Annotated in this window: 12 protein-coding genes; 7 read left to right on the forward strand and 5 right to left on the reverse strand. The window is 66.4% G+C overall.

What is annotated here, in order from left to right; genetic code table 11:
* Nucleotides 1-4 precede the first annotated feature (4 nt).
* Nucleotides 5-1,030, reverse strand: a complete 1,026-nt coding sequence (locus tag QOU61_RS11785) for a catalase (protein ID WP_289658513.1) — start codon at nucleotides 1,028-1,030, stop codon at nucleotides 5-7.
* 32 nt (nucleotides 1,031-1,062) lie between these two features.
* Complete coding sequence (locus tag QOU61_RS11790; protein ID WP_289658515.1) at nucleotides 1,063-3,816, reverse strand: ATP-binding protein; 2,754 nt, start codon at nucleotides 3,814-3,816, stop codon at nucleotides 1,063-1,065.
* Between the two features lie 520 nt (nucleotides 3,817-4,336).
* Here QOU61_RS11790 and QOU61_RS11795 point away from each other — a divergent pair.
* From QOU61_RS11795 to QOU61_RS11820, 6 genes are all read left to right on the forward strand, one after another.
* Nucleotides 4,337-5,182: a dioxygenase family protein gene (locus QOU61_RS11795; RefSeq protein WP_289661463.1), complete on the forward strand. Its 846-nt coding sequence runs from the start codon at nucleotides 4,337-4,339 to the stop codon at nucleotides 5,180-5,182.
* 5 nt (nucleotides 5,183-5,187) lie between these two features.
* Nucleotides 5,188-5,949 carry an SDR family NAD(P)-dependent oxidoreductase gene (locus QOU61_RS11800; RefSeq protein WP_289658517.1) on the forward strand — a complete coding sequence of 254 codons (762 nt, stop codon included), beginning with the start codon at nucleotides 5,188-5,190 and terminating at the stop codon, nucleotides 5,947-5,949.
* An 11-nt stretch (nucleotides 5,950-5,960) separates the two neighbouring features.
* The gene (locus QOU61_RS11805; protein ID WP_289658519.1) at nucleotides 5,961-6,869 is read left to right on the forward strand and encodes a beta-keto acid cleavage family enzyme; all 909 of its coding nucleotides are present in this window, start codon (nucleotides 5,961-5,963) and stop codon (nucleotides 6,867-6,869) included.
* 9 nt (nucleotides 6,870-6,878) lie between these two features.
* Nucleotides 6,879-7,907 carry a quinone oxidoreductase family protein gene (locus tag QOU61_RS11810; protein WP_289658521.1) on the forward strand — a complete coding sequence of 343 codons (1,029 nt, stop codon included), beginning with the start codon at nucleotides 6,879-6,881 and terminating at the stop codon, nucleotides 7,905-7,907.
* 77 nt (nucleotides 7,908-7,984) lie between these two features.
* The gene (locus QOU61_RS11815) at nucleotides 7,985-9,337 is read left to right on the forward strand and encodes a dicarboxylate/amino acid:cation symporter (RefSeq protein WP_289658523.1); all 1,353 of its coding nucleotides are present in this window, start codon (nucleotides 7,985-7,987) and stop codon (nucleotides 9,335-9,337) included.
* A 26-nt stretch (nucleotides 9,338-9,363) separates the two neighbouring features.
* The gene (locus QOU61_RS11820) at nucleotides 9,364-10,425 is read left to right on the forward strand and encodes a maleylacetate reductase (protein WP_289658525.1); all 1,062 of its coding nucleotides are present in this window, start codon (nucleotides 9,364-9,366) and stop codon (nucleotides 10,423-10,425) included.
* Nucleotides 10,426-10,454: 29 nt separating this feature from the next.
* Here QOU61_RS11820 and QOU61_RS11825 read toward each other — a convergent pair whose 3' ends face one another.
* Nucleotides 10,455-11,306 carry a VOC family protein gene (locus tag QOU61_RS11825; protein WP_289658527.1) on the reverse strand — a complete coding sequence of 284 codons (852 nt, stop codon included), beginning with the start codon at nucleotides 11,304-11,306 and terminating at the stop codon, nucleotides 10,455-10,457.
* 116 nt (nucleotides 11,307-11,422) lie between these two features.
* On the opposite strand from QOU61_RS11825, the gene QOU61_RS11830 reads away from it, so the two are divergent.
* Entirely contained in the window at nucleotides 11,423-12,721 is a 1,299-nt protein-coding gene (locus QOU61_RS11830) for an NAD(P)/FAD-dependent oxidoreductase (RefSeq protein WP_289658530.1), read from the forward strand.
* Nucleotides 12,722-12,725: 4 nt separating this feature from the next.
* On the opposite strand, the gene QOU61_RS11835 is transcribed toward QOU61_RS11830, so the two are convergent.
* Both QOU61_RS11835 and QOU61_RS11840 read right to left on the reverse strand, forming a co-directional pair.
* Complete coding sequence (locus tag QOU61_RS11835) at nucleotides 12,726-14,354, reverse strand: ABC transporter ATP-binding protein (RefSeq protein WP_289658531.1); 1,629 nt, start codon at nucleotides 14,352-14,354, stop codon at nucleotides 12,726-12,728.
* A complete protein-coding gene (locus QOU61_RS11840) occupies nucleotides 14,351-15,181 on the reverse strand; it encodes an ABC transporter permease (protein WP_289658533.1) in 831 nt (276 codons plus the stop codon). Before QOU61_RS11840 ends, QOU61_RS11835 begins: the two co-directional genes overlap by 4 nt.
* Nucleotide 15,182: the final 1 nt, after the last annotated feature.

The following is a 15,182-nucleotide window of genomic DNA, read 5'->3' on the forward strand; positions in this document are numbered from 1 at the left end:
TAGGTCAGCTCCGGCTGAAAGGGCAGGGCGCACCTTTGCGCATCTCGCTCGAGGCCTCATAGGCGTCCTTGCGGGCGCGCAGGATCGGATCCCCTGACGGCTCGATGCCATCTGTCAGCAGCATGGGATTGAAGCTGATCCGTTCGCCGAGAGCGACCTGCTCGTCTCCTTCGGGGACCTCGGTGAGCGTCAGCGTGCCCATCACCACGCGCACGCGCCGCGCCGGCCAATGCTGGGTCGGATCGTCGAGCACATCGCCCGCCTCGCCGATCGTCATCATCAGCATCATGCGCGCCGGCCACTTCTTCAGGCGTTCCGCGAGCTCCTCCTTGAGATAGTTGTCGACCGGCGGCAGCTTGGGATCGGTGGTCAGCACGCCGGCCACCGGCTGCCAGGAAAAGCGCACCGGACGTCGAACGCCGTCGGCGCCCGTCACGAAGAAGGTGTGGACGGCGTGATAGGAGGCGCGGACATAGCTGACGGGCGCGCCGATCGAAGCCGCCTGAAACACCCCGAGCTGGGAAAACCGGTGCCGGTTCGCATAAACGAGCGTGCCGGCGTCGCCGCTCTTGGTCTTGCCGGGGGGCGGATCAGGCATCGGCGGCTTGAGCTGCAGCATGTCGAGAAATTTTCGCCACGGCTTTTCCCGCGCGACGATCGTCTGCTGCGCATCCTTGGTGAATTCGAAGAATTCGTCGACGGTACGCACGAAGAATTCACCGAGCGTCATCGCGATCAGATCGGTGGACTGGCCTTTCTTCAGATGGAATCGCGTCGCCATGCCGCGGACGTCGGACCAGCCGTCGTGCCGGGCCGGGCTGCCCGATCCGTTGGAGAAGCGCACCGTGACGTCGACCGGCTGGCCCTGGAAATGCTCGGCGATGCAGTAGGAACGCGCCACCTCGGAGGCCACGAAGGTGCCCTTGACGCCGATCCCGATGGTGTGAATCGGCCGCGTGCCCTCGGCATGGTCCGGAAAATCGGCGATGACGGCTTTGACCAGCCGCTTGGCGACGGATGAATCGTCCATGCCCCTCCCCACCGTAGGCGGACCGGCAAATATCAGCGATTGCGTGCCGTGCCCAGTTTCGCGTTACGTGTATCCGTATTCTGCCACACGTCGATGATGTACCTGCGCGCTTCGCCAAGGTCAAACCGGTATCCGCGCGCAGCCGCCTTTTCGAACGCCACGTCGCCGAACCGGGCGATGCCCTTGTCGACGGCATTGCGGGCGGGGCGGTTGAGCTTCAAGGGCGAAGCCCGCAGCGCGCCCACCAGGACCGCCAGCGGCTCGTCGGCCCCGAGCTCGGCGAGCGGCAGGATCAGGGAGCGGATCGTCAGCCAGTTGTAGAAGGCGGCACCGTGGCTCGGCAGCTCGATCAGCGTGCGCATGTGGATCGCAAGCGCTTCCTCCGGGCCGACGTGCGCGGCCTGCAGATCGCCAATCAGCTGCTTGACGCGCAGCGCGCCGAGATGGTTGCCCGCCATGTTCGCCCATTCGACCGAGATCTGGTACTCGTCGATCGCGCGGGCGGGGTCCTTGGCGATGCCGCCGCGGGCATAGTGGATGTAGCCCATCAGCGTCGGCTGCAGGCCGGCCTGCCGGGTCGCCTCATGGAGAAACCGGTCGGCGCCATCGGTGTCGCCGGCGCGCGCCTTGACATAGGCCGCCATGCACAGCGACATCACCTCGCAGGCGGTGTTGCCGGCCTTGCGCGCCTCTTCGACGGCCGCAGCGTGATGACCGATGCAGGCGGTCGTGTCCCCGAACCACTGCGCCATCTGGCCGGCGACATGGGCAAGCCAGCCCTGACTCGACCGCCTGCCGTCCCGTTCGGCATTGAAGCCGCGCTCCATGAACGCGGACGCCTTGGCCTGGTTGCCCTCGTCGTGGAAGGCGTGGCCGGCGGCGCCGGCCAGAAACAGCGGCGCCTGCTCCAGATCGTCGGCTCCCGGCCTTGCCATGATCCGTTCGTACCAGTTGCCGGTTTCGGCGCCGCGATGCGAATAGTTGAACAGGAACAAGGGCGCCGCAAGCTCCGCTGCGCGCTTGAGGTCGCGCGTGATCGCACGTTCGAAGGCGGCACGCAGATTGGACAATTCGTCATAGATCGCGTTGGTCGCCTTGGCCTCGTTGACGCCGGCGATCTGCTGGCCAAGCTGGCGGCAGCGCGCCGCATAGACCTCGCCATGCCGGTTCTCCACCATCTGCAGCAGGCTCGCCTGGTCGAGGTTCTCGCGGCCGAAGGCCTGCACGGTCTGCAGCATTCGCAGCAGCGGAAGGCCGCCGACATCGCGGATCAGCAGCGAGCTCTCGACAAGCTGATCGATCCCCTTGAGTACCTCGGATTCGTCCGGAATGTCGCCGGCGCAGACCGCAAGCGCCTGCTCTTCGTGAAACGAGCCGGAGAAGACCGACAGCCGCTGCAGCACCTGGCGGCTGTTTGCATCGAGCAGGTCGTATGACCACTCCAGCGCCTGCCGCAGCGTCTGGTGACGGCCGGCGCGGCGGCGGAAGCTGCTCGACTGCAGGTCGAGCGGCTTTGCCACGCCGCCTTCGATGCTCTCGAGCGTGTGACGCCGGAGCTGGGCGGCTGCGATCTCGATCGCAAGAGGAATGCTGTCGAGATTGGCGCAGATCCGCTGGATGATGGCGATTTCCTCCGGCGTCGGCTGAAAGCGGCGATTGACGAGCCGCGCGCGCTCCACGAACAGCCGCACCGCGGCCGACGGGCCGCTGCTCGAGGGCGAATGGGAATCGAGCGAGGAGACCTCATAGACGGCCTCGCCCTCCACGCCGAGCGTGCGCCGGCTGGTGTTGATCAGCAGCAATTCACCGCAGCTGAGGCCGAGCTCGATGACGGCGTCCGCGACCGGATCGAGCACATGCTCGCAATTGTCCATGAGCAGGATCGCGCGCGCCCGCTGCAGCCGTTCCAGCACCTGGATCCGCGGTTCCGCGCCCGGAACGGGCAGAATGAGCAACGCCTGCGCCACCGCGGGCCAGACCTCGCTGTCCCGCTCGAGGGCGGAAAGGTCGACAAGCCATGCCCCGTCCGGGAAGGTGCTTTCTAGCGAACGGCCGAATTCGATCGCCAAGCGCGTCTTGCCGATGCCGCCGGCGCCGACCAGCGTCAACAGTCGTGACTCGCGGGCCATCTGCGCGAGCTCGTCCAGCTCCCGCTCGCGGCCGAGGAACGAGCTCAGATTGGCGGGCAGGTTGCCGCTTGCGCTTTCCCGCTTGCCGCCGATCGGCGGGAAGGCACTCGGCAGGTCGTCGGCGCTCACCTGGTGAACGCGGATCGGCTCGATGCCCTTGAAATGATGCTCGCCGAGGTCGGTAAGCTGAAAGCGCGTGTAGAGCGGGTCGGGCGCGATCCGTTCCACGGTGGTGCCGGAAAGCAGGATCTGGTCGCCGCTGGCAGCGCTTTGCAGCCGCGTGGCCGTGGGCAAGGCCGGACCGAAGAAGTCGTTGTCGCCGCGGGCCCGCGTCAGGCCGGTGTGAATGCCGACCCGGACCTGCAGCCGTCCCGTCGGGCCCCAATCGATGCGGCGCATCTCGCGCTGCGCCTCGATCGCCGACATCACGGCGTCTGCCGGCCGGTCGAAGATCGCGAGCACGCCGTCGCCGGTGTGGCGGAAGGGGCGTCCCGAATGACGCCGGATCGCGGTGTGCAGGATCTGGTCGTGCAGGTCCATCGCGCCGAGCATGTCGTTGGGGTAGCGGCGCAACAGCGCGGTGCTGCCGACAATGTCGGTCGTGAGGATGGTCCGTTCCCGGCTGTCCGCTGCTGCTTCCGGCTCGCTTCCAGTCATGAATGACGTCTCAACCAAATAGTTGGTCCGCTCGGTCGCGCCGAGGGCGCCGCAATGCGCCCAAAGTTGCAGGTCCAAGTCAGAATGCGGTCGACCCGCCCATTCCGGCAAAGGTCACGGCCGGCGTTCTGCGAGCCCGGAAGCTACGGGAAATGAAACCAACAGGGGCGACTTCTACGGGAGATCGGTGCGTTCTGCAATGTTTCGCGCGCAGATCGCGGTTCTGTTCCGGGTCGCTTCGTCCCGCAGGGCGGAAATGCGCGGGAAAGCAGGGCCTCGCAAGCCGCGCAACGGCAAGTCGGTTGGGCCTGCACGGGCCGCTCCGGCGCGCGAAAGCGCTTTTCGCCTCACAGTTTCGTTATTCGGGCTCGACATCGGGCCATCGGTTGTGCATATACACTGCAATCGATTGCATAAAGGAAAACTGTATATGACGGTCGAGACGCGGAAATCCGGTGAGGGCCGGGTTGGCGGCATCATCGGCGGTGCCGCCGATGTGACCCCGACAGTGCTGCGGGCCATGGCGGGCGCCGATAATCCAAGGCTGCGCGAGATCGCTGAAGCCTTCGTGCGGCACATGCATGCTTTCGCGCGCGAGGTGAAGCTCAGCGAGCACGAATACGATATCGGGATCGATTTCCTCAACCGCATCGGGCAGGCGACCCACGATGCCCATAATGAGGGCATCCTGTTTGCCGACGCGATCGGGTTCTCGACCCTGGTCTGCCTGATGAACAACGGTAATGGCGGTCCGACCGAAACGGCGGCGGCGCTGCTCGGCCCGTTCTGGCGGGCCAACTCGCCGGTGACCGAAAGCGGCGCTTCAATCGTGCGTTCGCCGACACCCGGCCCCGATCTGTTCGCGACCTGTCAGGTCGTCGACACCTCCGGCGCGCCCGTTGCCGGCGTCACGGTTGACGTCTGGCAGGCGTCGCCGATCGGGCTTTACGAGAACCAGGACGAAACCCAGGCCGACATGAACCTGCGCGGCAGATTCACGACCGATGCGGAAGGACGCTTTGCCTTCCGCTCGGTGAAGCCGGCCGGCTATCCGGTGCCGACCGACGGTCCGGTCGGCGAGATGCTGCGCGCGCAGCATCGTCATCCCTATCGTCCGGCGCATGTTCATTTCCTCGGCTACAAGCCTGGATACAAGACGCTGATCACCCAGGTCTTTGTCGATGACGACGAGCATCTGGAGAGCGACGCGGTGTTCGGCGTCACGCGCGCGCTGATCGGCGACTACCGGCGGCATGATGGCGGCACGCCGCCGGCGCCAGGGGTCGCTGCGCCCTGGTACACGCTGTCGTATCGCTTCGTCATGCAGCGTGGCGAATCCATCCTCCCCAAGCCGCCGATCAAGTGAACGCGATGAACAGCACACTCGCATTACAGAACAAGGTCGTCCTCATCACGGGCGGGGCCGGCGGCATTGGCGCGGCGGCGGCGCGGCAATTCGCGAGCGAAGGCGCGACCGTCGTGATCACGTATCGCGACGGGGCCGACAAGGCGAGCGCTGCCGCAAAGGCGCTGGCTTCGCTGCCGGGGCAAGGCCATGCCGCCTTTGCCGCCGATGTTGCGCAGACGCCGACGCTTCTCAAGCTGCGCGAACAGGTCGAGCAGCGTTTCGGCCGGCTCGACGTGCTCGTCAATGCGGCCGGCTTCACCAAGCCTGTCCCCCATGCCGATCTCGACGGGCTCGACGACGATCTGATCGATCGCATGTTCGAGGTGAACTGGCGCGGGCAATTTGCAGCGATCCGTACCTTCGCGCCGTTATTGAAGGCGTCGGGCGACGGACTGATCGTGTCGGTCTCCTCGATCGCTGGCACCACCGGAAGCGGCTCGTCGATTGCCTACTGCGCCACGAAAGCCGGCATCGACGTGATGACGAAGTCGCTGGCGCGGGTGCTGGCACCGGAAGTCCGCGTGCTCGCGGTTGCGCCCGGTGTCGTCGATACCGGCTTCGTTCCCGGCCGCGGCGCTGATTTCAACGCCAAGAGCGCGGCGACGACGCCGCTCAAGCGGGTCGCGACGGCCGACGACGTCGCTGCCGCAATCCTGTCCTGCGCAACCCAGCTCCGCTTCTCCACCGGAACCATCCTGGTGGTCGACGGCGGCCGTTCGCTCTGAAGGAGGATTTCATGCGTGCGCCACGCGACAAGGTCATCATCACCTGTGCTGTGACCGGCAACCTGACTACGCCGGACCAGACGCCGTACCTTCCGATCACGCCGCAGCAGATCGCCGATTCCTGCCTCGGCGCGGCCGATGCGGGCGCGGCCGTCGTCCACATCCACGTGCGCGATCCTGCGACCGGCCGCCCGTCGATGGCGCTGGAATATTACCAGGAGGTGGTCGAGCGCATCCGCGCGAAAAATCCCGAGCTGATCCTCAACATCACCACCGGGCCCGGCGGACGCTTCGTGCCGTCGGCCGACGATCCGAAGGTCGCCGCTGCCGGCACGACGCTGATGGTTCCGGAGAAGCGGGTCGAGCACGTCACCGCGCTCAAGCCTGATATCTGTACGCTCGACCTCAACACCATGAATTCGGGCAAGGAGGTCGTGATCAACACGCCCGGCAATGTCCGCCGCATGGCCAAGGTGATTGCGGAGGCTGGCGTCAAGCCGGAGATCGAGCTGTTCGATTCCGGCGACATCGCGCTGATGAATGACCTTCTCAAGGACGGCACCCTGAAAGGGCCGATCCTGTGCTCGTTCGTGATGGGCGTGCGCTACGGCTTCCAGCCCGCTCCCGAGACCGTGATCTACGCACGCAACCTGCTGCCGCCCGACGCCGAATTCACCGCGATCGGGATCGGCAGGGCGGCGTTTTCGTCCGTGGCGCAGTCCTATCTCGCCGGCGGCCATGTGCGCGTTGGTCTCGAGGATGGCGTCTATATCTCGCGCGGCAAGTTGGCCGCTTCCAACGCCGAGATGGTGACGAAGGCCCGCCGCCTCGTCGAGGATCTCGGCGGCGAGATTGCAAGCTTTGCCGAGGCGCGCCGCATCGTCGGGCTTGCGCCGTATTCGGCGACGCGGGCGGCGTAGGAGGTGGAGATGACGACGGCAACGGCCACAAGTGCCGCCCAGGCAGCGGTGTTCGAGGCGACTTGCGTGCGGCTTCATGCGAAGGCGCCGGATGCCGGCTCGCTTGCGCCTGTCATCGAGACGCGCAGCTTGTCGCGCGGTGCCGGCGACGTGGTGGTCCGCATCGAAGCGGCCGGCGTCAATCCGTCCGACGTCAAAGCGGCGACCGGGCTGATGCCCTATGCGGTGTTTCCGCGCACGCCGGGACGCGATTTCGCGGGCCGGGTCGTCGATGGCCCGGCGGAATGGATGGGTAAAGCGGTGTTCGGCACGTCGGGCGACCTTGGCATCCGGCGCGACGGCACCCACGCCTCGCATCTGGTGGTCGAGGCGGCCGCGCTGGTGGAAAAGCCCGAGGACATCTCGATGGAGGAAGCCGCCGGCATCGGCGTTCCCTTCGTCACGGCGATCGAAGGCTTCCGTCGCAGCGGCATACCGAAGGCGCACGAGCATGTCCTCGTGCTCGGTGCCAACGGCAAGGTAGGGCAGGCGGCGATCCAGCTTGCGACCTGGCGCGGCGCCAATGTGATCGGCGTGGTGCGCAAGGACGAGGGCTATCAAGGCCACGCCAACGGCCCGGTCGAGATCATCAATTCGGCGGCGACCGACGTTGTAACGCGGGTGCGCGAGCTGACTGACGGCAAGGGGGCCGACATCGTCTTCAACACCGTCGGCGATCCCTATTTCCAGGATGCGCACCGCTCGCTTGCAAAAGGTGGCCGGCAGATCCTGATCGCCGCGATCAATCCGCGTGTCGAATTCAACATTCTCGAATTCTACCGCGGCCGGCACACCTATGTCGGGGTCGACACGCTGGCGTTTTCGTCGGTCGAAAGCGCCGACGTGCTGCGCAGCGTGATGGCTGGCTTCGGGGGCGGCCAGCTCAAACCGTTCCCGATCGCGAAGGGATCGGTCTATCCGCTTCGTGAAGCCAGGGCGGCCTATCTCGCCGTCATCGGCTCGTCGCGGGAGCGCATTGTGCTGCGGCCGGACGGATAGCCGGGCCAGCCGAATAGAGCGCCGGGCACGAGTATCGCGGCCGGCTTGGATAGTCAGAAAACTCCTTGGAGATATCGATGTCTGAGGCGACGACGACGCGTGCCCGGAAGCCTTTTTATGCGATGCTCTATGTGCAGGTGCTGGCCGCGATCGCGGTGGCGATTGCGCTCGGCCATTTCTGGCCTTCGATTGCCGTCGAGATGAAGCCGCTCGGCGACGGCTTCATCAAGCTGATCAAGATGGTGATCGCACTCGTCATCTTCTGCACCGTCGTCTCGGGCATCGCAGGCATGTCCGACATGAAGAAGGTGAGCCGTGTCGGCGGCAAGGCGCTGGTCTATTTCGAGGCGGTCTCCACCCTTGCGCTGCTGATCGGCTTTGCCGCCGCGCATCTCGCAACGCCAGGCGCGGGCTTCAACGTCGACCCGGCTACCCTCGACGTCAAGGCGGTCGCGCAATATGCGGGGAAGGCCAAGGAACAGACGATTGCCGAGTTTCTGCTCAACATCATTCCCAACACGGTGGTGGACGCCTTCGCCAGAGGCGACATCCTGCCCGTCGTGCTGGTCTCGATCCTGTTCGGCTTCGTGCTGTCGCATCTGGGCGAACGCGCAAGGCCGGTCCGCGACCTGATCGACGCCGGCGCGACGCTGGTGTTCGGCACGATCAACGTGGTGATGCGGCTCGCGCCGATCGGGGCATTCGGCGCCATGGCGTTCACGGTGGGGCGCTACGGCGTTGCGTCGCTCGGGCCGCTGATCAAGCTGGTGCTGCTGTTTTACGTGACCTCGGCGGTGTTCGTGTTCGCCGTGCTCGGCCCGATCGCGCGCTGGTCCGGTTTCAGCATCTGGAAGTTCCTGGTCTACATCAAGGAGGAAATCCTGATCGTGCTTGGCACGTCATCCTCCGATCCGGTGCTGCCCAGCCTGATGCAGAAGCTCGAGCGTCTCGGCTGCTCCAAGCCGGTGGTCGGCCTCGTGGTGCCGACCGGCTATGTCTTCAACACCGACGGCTCGTCGATCTACATGACGCTTGCCGCCCTGTTCGTGGCGCAGGCGACCAATGTGGACCTCTCGATCCCGCAGCAGATCGCGATCTTTGCCGTCGCCATGCTGACGTCGAAGGGGGCGAGCGGCGTGACCGGGGCGTCCTTCATCGCGCTGGTCGGCACGCTCTCGGTGGTGCCGACGATTCCCGTCGCCGGCATGGCGCTGATCCTCGGGATCGACCGCTTCATGAGCGAGGCGAGGGCGCTCGTCAACGTGATTGGAAATGGTGTCGCGACCATCGTGATCTCGCGGAGCGAGGGCGAGCTCGATGTCGCTCGCCTCCAAGCCGTGCTTGATGGTAGGATCGCTGATGCTGAGGCGGTCGAATTGCCCGCGACCGTACGCACCACCGAGCCTGCGTCGCTGCCCGTGCAGCCCTGAGATCGTGCCCGCGCGTGGAGGATCACATGGACCCGTTCGTCTACCGCTCGCAAGCCGTCCGTGTCGTGTTCGGCGACGGAACGCTGGACAGGCTCGGCGAGGAAGTCGACCTGCTGTCGATCCGCCGCGCGCTGGTTCTGACCACGGCCGGCCATGAAGCGCAGGGCCGCGCGCTCGCCGATCGTCTCAAGGATCGCTTCGCGGGTGTGTTTCCCGGCGCGGTGATGCACACGCCCCTCGCCGTGACCGAGCAGGCGCTGCGCTTCGCCAGCGAAGTGAAGGCCGATGGCGTGATCGCGCTCGGCGGCGGCTCCACGATCGGGCTCGGCAAGGCGATCGGCGTGCGCACCGGGCTGCCGCAGATCGCGATCCCCACCACCTATGCCGGCTCGGAGATGACCCCGATCCTCGGCGAGACGGCGGACGGCGTGAAGACGACGCGCTCCGACCCCGCGATCGCCCCGAAGACGGTGATCTATGACGTCGCGCTGACGTTGTCGTTGCCGCCGCGGCTGGTCGCCGTGTCCGGCTTGAACGCGATGGCGCATGCGGTCGAGGCGCTCTACGCGCGCGACCGCAACCCCGTGATATCGCTGATGGCGGAAGAGGCGATCCGCGCCATGGCGACCGCCTTGCCGGCGGTCGTCTCCGGACCTTCGGACCGCGAGGCGCGTGCCAACGCGCTTTATGGTGCTTGGCTGTGCGGCCTCTGTCTCGGCTCGGTCGGCGTCGCCCTGCACCACAAGCTGTGTCACGTGCTCGGCGGCGCCTTCAACCTGCCGCATGCGGAGACGCATGCGATCGTGCTGCCGCATGCGCTGCGCTACAACGCGGGCGCCGTGCCCGATGCGATCAACAGGATGACGCGGATTTTTGCCGGCCGCGATCCGGCCGACAGCCTCTACGACCTCGGCCGGCAAATGCAGATCCCGGCGAGCCTGCGCGAGATCGGAATGCCGCAGGATGGAATAGCCCGCGCAGTCGACCTGACCTTCGCCAACCCATACTGGAATCCGCGGCCGCTCGAGCGCGGCGCAATCGAAGCGCTGATCGCGCACGCGTGGGCGGGCGAGCCGCCCGGCAACTAGATGGCCGCTCGCCCCGCGAAGAGCTCAGGCTAGGCCACGAACGCGAGCAGCGTGCCGTTCGCCGCGGCTGGTGCAACGCAGATCGCTTGTCCCGAGCGGGCGCCGTTCGCGCCAAGCACCTTCTCCGCCTTGGCCAGGTCCGCCGCGATCACGAGCCCGGCGCCGCCACGCTCGGAGAGCCCGGCGAGCGGCACGCCAGGATAGCGCTTGCCGAGCTGATCCTTCGTCAGGAAGACGAAGTCGGCGCGATCCGCCCCCGAAGGCACCGCGACCGCGCCGTCCGGCTCGTTCCGCGTTTCGCGGTCGATCATGCGGGAAAGCTGGGCGGCGTCCTTTGCCGGTTCGGGCGTTACGATCAGGACCTGGCGCAGGCGTTTCGCGCCATTGGCATGCGTCATCAGTTCTGGAATCCACACGGTTTCGCGCGTCTTGTGTTGGCAGGCGAAGATGCGCACGCCGCCCGGCGCTTCCGCCGTCGGCCACTGGAAGGTCCTGAACTTGGCGGCCGAGACGGTGCCGTTGGGCAGCGTCACCGGACGCTCGAAATCGGTCGGTCCAATCGGGGCAAATCCGCGCGCACGGATTTCCTCGGCGCCTTCAGCCGAATCGACCGCGGTGAAGGCGATGCGCTCGATGCCGTCGCCATGCTTGGCAAGATAGGCCCGGGCCGGCGCATTGTGCTCGGTCTCCTTGAGCACCCCGAGCAATTCCATGTAATCGGGGTCGAGCATGATGGTATAGTTGCCCGAGCCCATATGCGCGCTGTGGGTGCCGCGCGGCGAAATGGTAAATCCCAGCCGCTTCCAGTTCTCGGCGGCCTTGTCGAGATCCTTGACCATGATGACGGCATGGTCGATGCCGATGACGTTTTTCAGTGCCACTCTTTGTTTCCCGGGCTAAATGAGGCTTGCTAAGCTAAGCAAACGGTGCGGCGGATCGCAAGCCGCGGACGTGCAGGGCACCCGCGCCGCCGGTGCAGGAAGGAAAATGGAGCGACATGACCGAGGTGCGATGGCCGGGTTCGTTGTGGGCCGCCGTGACGCCGCGTGGGCCCGATTTCCCGGAACTGATCGGATCGCATGAGGCCGATGTCGTCATCATCGGCGGTGGCTTTACCGGGCTGTCCACCGCGCTGCATCTGCGGGAAGCGGGCGTCGATGTTGCTATCGTCGAGGCGATGGAGCCGGGCTGGGGCGCCTCGGGCCGCAACAACGGCCAGGTGATCCCGACCCTGTCGCGGCCTGATCCGGAGGACATCGTTGCAAAACACGGTCCGGCAGGCGAGCGCTTCGTCGGCCTGTTGCGCGACAGCGCCGCGACGCTGTTCGACATGGTCGGTCGCTATGGCATCGAGGCCGAGCAGGAGCAGGCCGGTTGGGTGCAGCCGGTGCATTCGCCGGGCCGTATCAAGATCGCCGAGCGCCGGGTCAGGCAATGGTCGAAATTCGGCGCGCCGGTCGAGCTTCTGTCGCGCGAACAGGTCCGCGACATGCTGGGCTCGGATGCCTGGTTCGGCGGCTTCTGGAACAAAAGCGGCGGCCATATCAATCCATTGGCGCTGGCGCGCGGGCTATCGCGCGTCGTGCTGGAGCGCGGCGGACGCATCTTTGCGCGCTCGCCGGCCGAAAGTTTTCAGCGCTGCATCGGTCGATGGCAGGTGAAAACTGCCAAAGGCGAGATCACCGCGCGGGCGCTGGTCGTGGCGACCAACGCCTATAGCGGCGAGATCGCGAAGTCGCTGGCGCCCGAAATCGCTCACGAGGTAATGCCGGTCCTGTCCTGGCAGATGGCGACCCAATCCCTGTCGGACAACGTCCGCAAGACCATCATTCCCGGCCGGCAGGCGATGTCGGATACCCATGGCGAGCTTTATTTCGCCCGCTACGACGCTCGCAACCGCCTGGTTACCGGCGGCGCGGTGATCGGGCCCGGCGACAAGGCCGAGCGGCTGAAGGCGCGGGTGGCGGAGCGCTTGCTGCGGCTGTGGCCGCAGATCGGCGAGGTCTCCTTCGATTATGTCTGGAACGGCTATGTCGGCATGACCACGGACTTTTTGCCGCGTTTCCATCGCCTTGGACCGGATGCCTATGGCTGGACCGGCTGCAACGGCCGCGCCGTGGCGCTGACCATGGCGCTGGGCGGTGAATTCGCCAAGGCCGTGCGCGGTGTTCCCGAAAAGGATCTCGCGCTGCCGTTCACCGAGCCCGTGACCATTCCCGCGCATGGGCTGCTCCGCAAGCTCGCGCCGCTGATGCTGCTGCTCTACCGCCGCCGCGACGCGCGCGAGATCGCCTGAGATCTCAGGCGATCGCGACCGCGTCATGCTCGCGCGTGAAGGCGCCGCCGGGAATCGAGGCCAGCAGCGCCTGGGTGTAAGGGTGCTGCGGGTTCTCGAACACCTCCGCGGTCAACCCATGCTCCACCACCATGCCGTCCTTCATGACGACGACGAGATCGCAGATCTGCGCGGCGACGCGCAGGTCGTGCGTGATGAAGACGATCGAAAGCCCGAGGCGCTTGCGCAAATCCGCGAGCAGCCGCAGCACCTGCGCCTGAACCGAAACGTCGAGCGCCGAGACCGGCTCGTCGGCGACCAGCACGTCGGGTTTCAAGGCAAGCGCGCGGGCGAGCCCGATGCGCTGGCGCTGGCCGCCGGAAAATTCATGCGGAAAGCGGTCCGTGGCCGATGGATCGAGCCCGACAAGGGCGAACAGCTCGCGCGCCTCGGCAACAGCCTGCGCCCGCGGCGTGCCGTGCACGATCGGCCCCTGCGCCACCAGCTCGACCGCCTTGCGGCGCGGGTTCAGCGAAGCGAACGGGTCCTGGAACACCATCTGGATGTGGCGGGTTTCGCGGCGAACATTTTCACGCGACAGGGTCGCCCAGTCCTTTCCATCGAGCATGATCGAGCCGGTATCGGGATCGATCAGGCGGACGATGCAGCGCGCCAGCGTCGACTTGCCCGAGCCGGATTCGCCGACAATGCCGAGCGTCGCGCCTCGCGGCAGCGCGAGCGAGACGTCCTTTACCGCGGGCGTGACGCGCGCGCCGCGGCCGAGAAATCCGCCGCTGCGATAGGTCTTGGACACGTTCGAGAGGCTCAGGATGGCGTCGGAGGACAGCGAACGCGGCGGCGGCGCCTTCAGGGGCGGCACCGCGGCGATCAGCTGCTTCGTATAGCCGTGCTGCGGCTTGTTCAGCACCGCGCCTGCTGCGCCCTGTTCGACGACCACGCCGTGCTGCATCACGGCGACGCGGTCGGCGATCTCGGCCACGACGCCGAAATCATGGGTGATGAACAGCACCGCGGTCTTCCTGCGCTGCTGCAGGTCGCGGATGAGCTTGAGGATTTGCGCCTGTGTCGTCACGTCGAGCGCGGTGGTCGGCTCGTCCGCGATCAAAAGCTTCGGGTCGAGCGCCAGCGCCATCGCGATCATGGCGCGCTGTCGTTGCCCGCCGGATAGCTCGTGCGGATAGGCTTTTGCCGCCCGAGCCGGATCGGCAATCCGGACATCCTCCAGCAACGCCAGCACCCGCGCGCGGATCGCGGCGCGGGAAAGATCGGTGTGAATGGCAAACATCTCGCCGATCTGGTCGCCGATGGTGCGCAGCGGATTGAGCGCGGTCATCGGCTCCTGGAAGATCATTGCGATGCCTTCGCCGCGCACCTTGCGCATCTCGGCAGGCGGAGCGGCACAGAGGTCGCGCCCCTCGAAGCCGATATGCCCGCCCTCGATGCCGACCTCGTCGGGCAACAGCCGCATGATGGCGTTCGCCATCACCGACTTGCCGGAGCCGGATTCGCCGACGAGGCAGAGGATCTCGTTCGCTGCGATCGAGAGCGAGACGTCGGAGAGCGCATGCGCGCGGTCGGCGCCCTCGGGCAGGCGCACGGTCAGATGATCGACGACCAGGACGGGATCGCTCATCGGCTCTTCAGCCTCGGATTGAGCGCATCGTTCAGACCCTGTCCGACGAGGGACACCGCCAGCACGGTAACGAGAATGGCAACGCCGGGAATTGCCGAGACGTACCACTGCACGCGCAGCACGTCGCGGCCGAGCCCGATCAGGTTGCCCCAGGAGGCGACATTGGGATCGGATAGGCGCAGGAAGGCCAGCGCGCTCTCGAGCAGAATCGCGACCGCCATCACGACGCTGGCATAGACGATCACCGGCGGCAGCGCATTGGGCAGGATTTCGCCTAGAATCAGTTGCAGGTCCTTCATGCCGAGCGTACGTCCGGCCTGGACGAATTCGCGGTTGCGCAGGGACAGGAACTCGGCCCGGGTCAGCCGCGCCGGCGCCGGCCACGACACGAAGCCGACCGCGATGGTCACGGTCGTCAGCGTCGAGCCGAACACGGCGACCAGAACCAGCAGCAGCACGAAATTCGGCAGCGTCTGGAACGCCTCCGTGATCCGCATCAGGATGTTGTCCACCCAGCCGCCGTAGTAGCCGGCAAATGCGCCGACCAGCACGCCGATCGCAATCGCGATCGCGGTGGCGACGCCGCCGATCAAGAGGGAAATGCGGGCGCCATAGAAGATCTGCGCGGCGATGTCGCGCCCCGAATTGTCGGTGCCGAGCGGAAAGCGCGGATTGGCGAACGGCCAGACCAGCGGACGGCCGGCGAGCGCCAGTGGATCTCGCGGATAGAGCCAGGTCGCGCTTGCCGCCATCGCGATCACGAGCAGCAGCAGCACGAGGCCAATGACCGCGGCGGGACTGCGGAAATAGCGCTTGACCGCGTCCATC

It is taken from the genome of Bradyrhizobium sp. NP1, from assembly GCF_030378205.1.
In the GTDB taxonomy this organism is placed as follows: domain Bacteria; phylum Pseudomonadota; class Alphaproteobacteria; order Rhizobiales; family Xanthobacteraceae; genus Bradyrhizobium.

What these genes read in the sequence shown, in the direction of transcription:
- QOU61_RS11815 (WP_289658523.1), top strand. Translation starts at nt 7,985, where the DNA reads ATGTCTGAGGCGACGACGACGCGTGCCCGGAAGCCTTTTTATGCGATG.
- QOU61_RS11790 (WP_289658515.1), bottom strand. Translation starts at nt 3,816, where the DNA reads ATGACTGGAAGCGAGCCGGAAGCAGCAGCGGACAGCCGGGAACGGACC.
- QOU61_RS11800 (WP_289658517.1), top strand. Translation starts at nt 5,188, where the DNA reads ATGAACAGCACACTCGCATTACAGAACAAGGTCGTCCTCATCACGGGC.
- QOU61_RS11840 (WP_289658533.1), bottom strand. Translation starts at nt 15,181, where the DNA reads ATGGACGCGGTCAAGCGCTATTTCCGCAGTCCCGCCGCGGTCATTGGC.
- QOU61_RS11785 (WP_289658513.1), bottom strand. Translation starts at nt 1,030, where the DNA reads ATGGACGATTCATCCGTCGCCAAGCGGCTGGTCAAAGCCGTCATCGCC.
- QOU61_RS11810 (WP_289658521.1), top strand. Translation starts at nt 6,879, where the DNA reads ATGACGACGGCAACGGCCACAAGTGCCGCCCAGGCAGCGGTGTTCGAG.
- QOU61_RS11820 (WP_289658525.1), top strand. Translation starts at nt 9,364, where the DNA reads ATGGACCCGTTCGTCTACCGCTCGCAAGCCGTCCGTGTCGTGTTCGGC.
- QOU61_RS11805 (WP_289658519.1), top strand. Translation starts at nt 5,961, where the DNA reads ATGCGTGCGCCACGCGACAAGGTCATCATCACCTGTGCTGTGACCGGC.
- QOU61_RS11830 (WP_289658530.1), top strand. Translation starts at nt 11,423, where the DNA reads ATGACCGAGGTGCGATGGCCGGGTTCGTTGTGGGCCGCCGTGACGCCG.
- QOU61_RS11795 (WP_289661463.1), top strand. Translation starts at nt 4,337, where the DNA reads ATGGCGGGCGCCGATAATCCAAGGCTGCGCGAGATCGCTGAAGCCTTC.
- QOU61_RS11835 (WP_289658531.1), bottom strand. Translation starts at nt 14,354, where the DNA reads ATGAGCGATCCCGTCCTGGTCGTCGATCATCTGACCGTGCGCCTGCCC.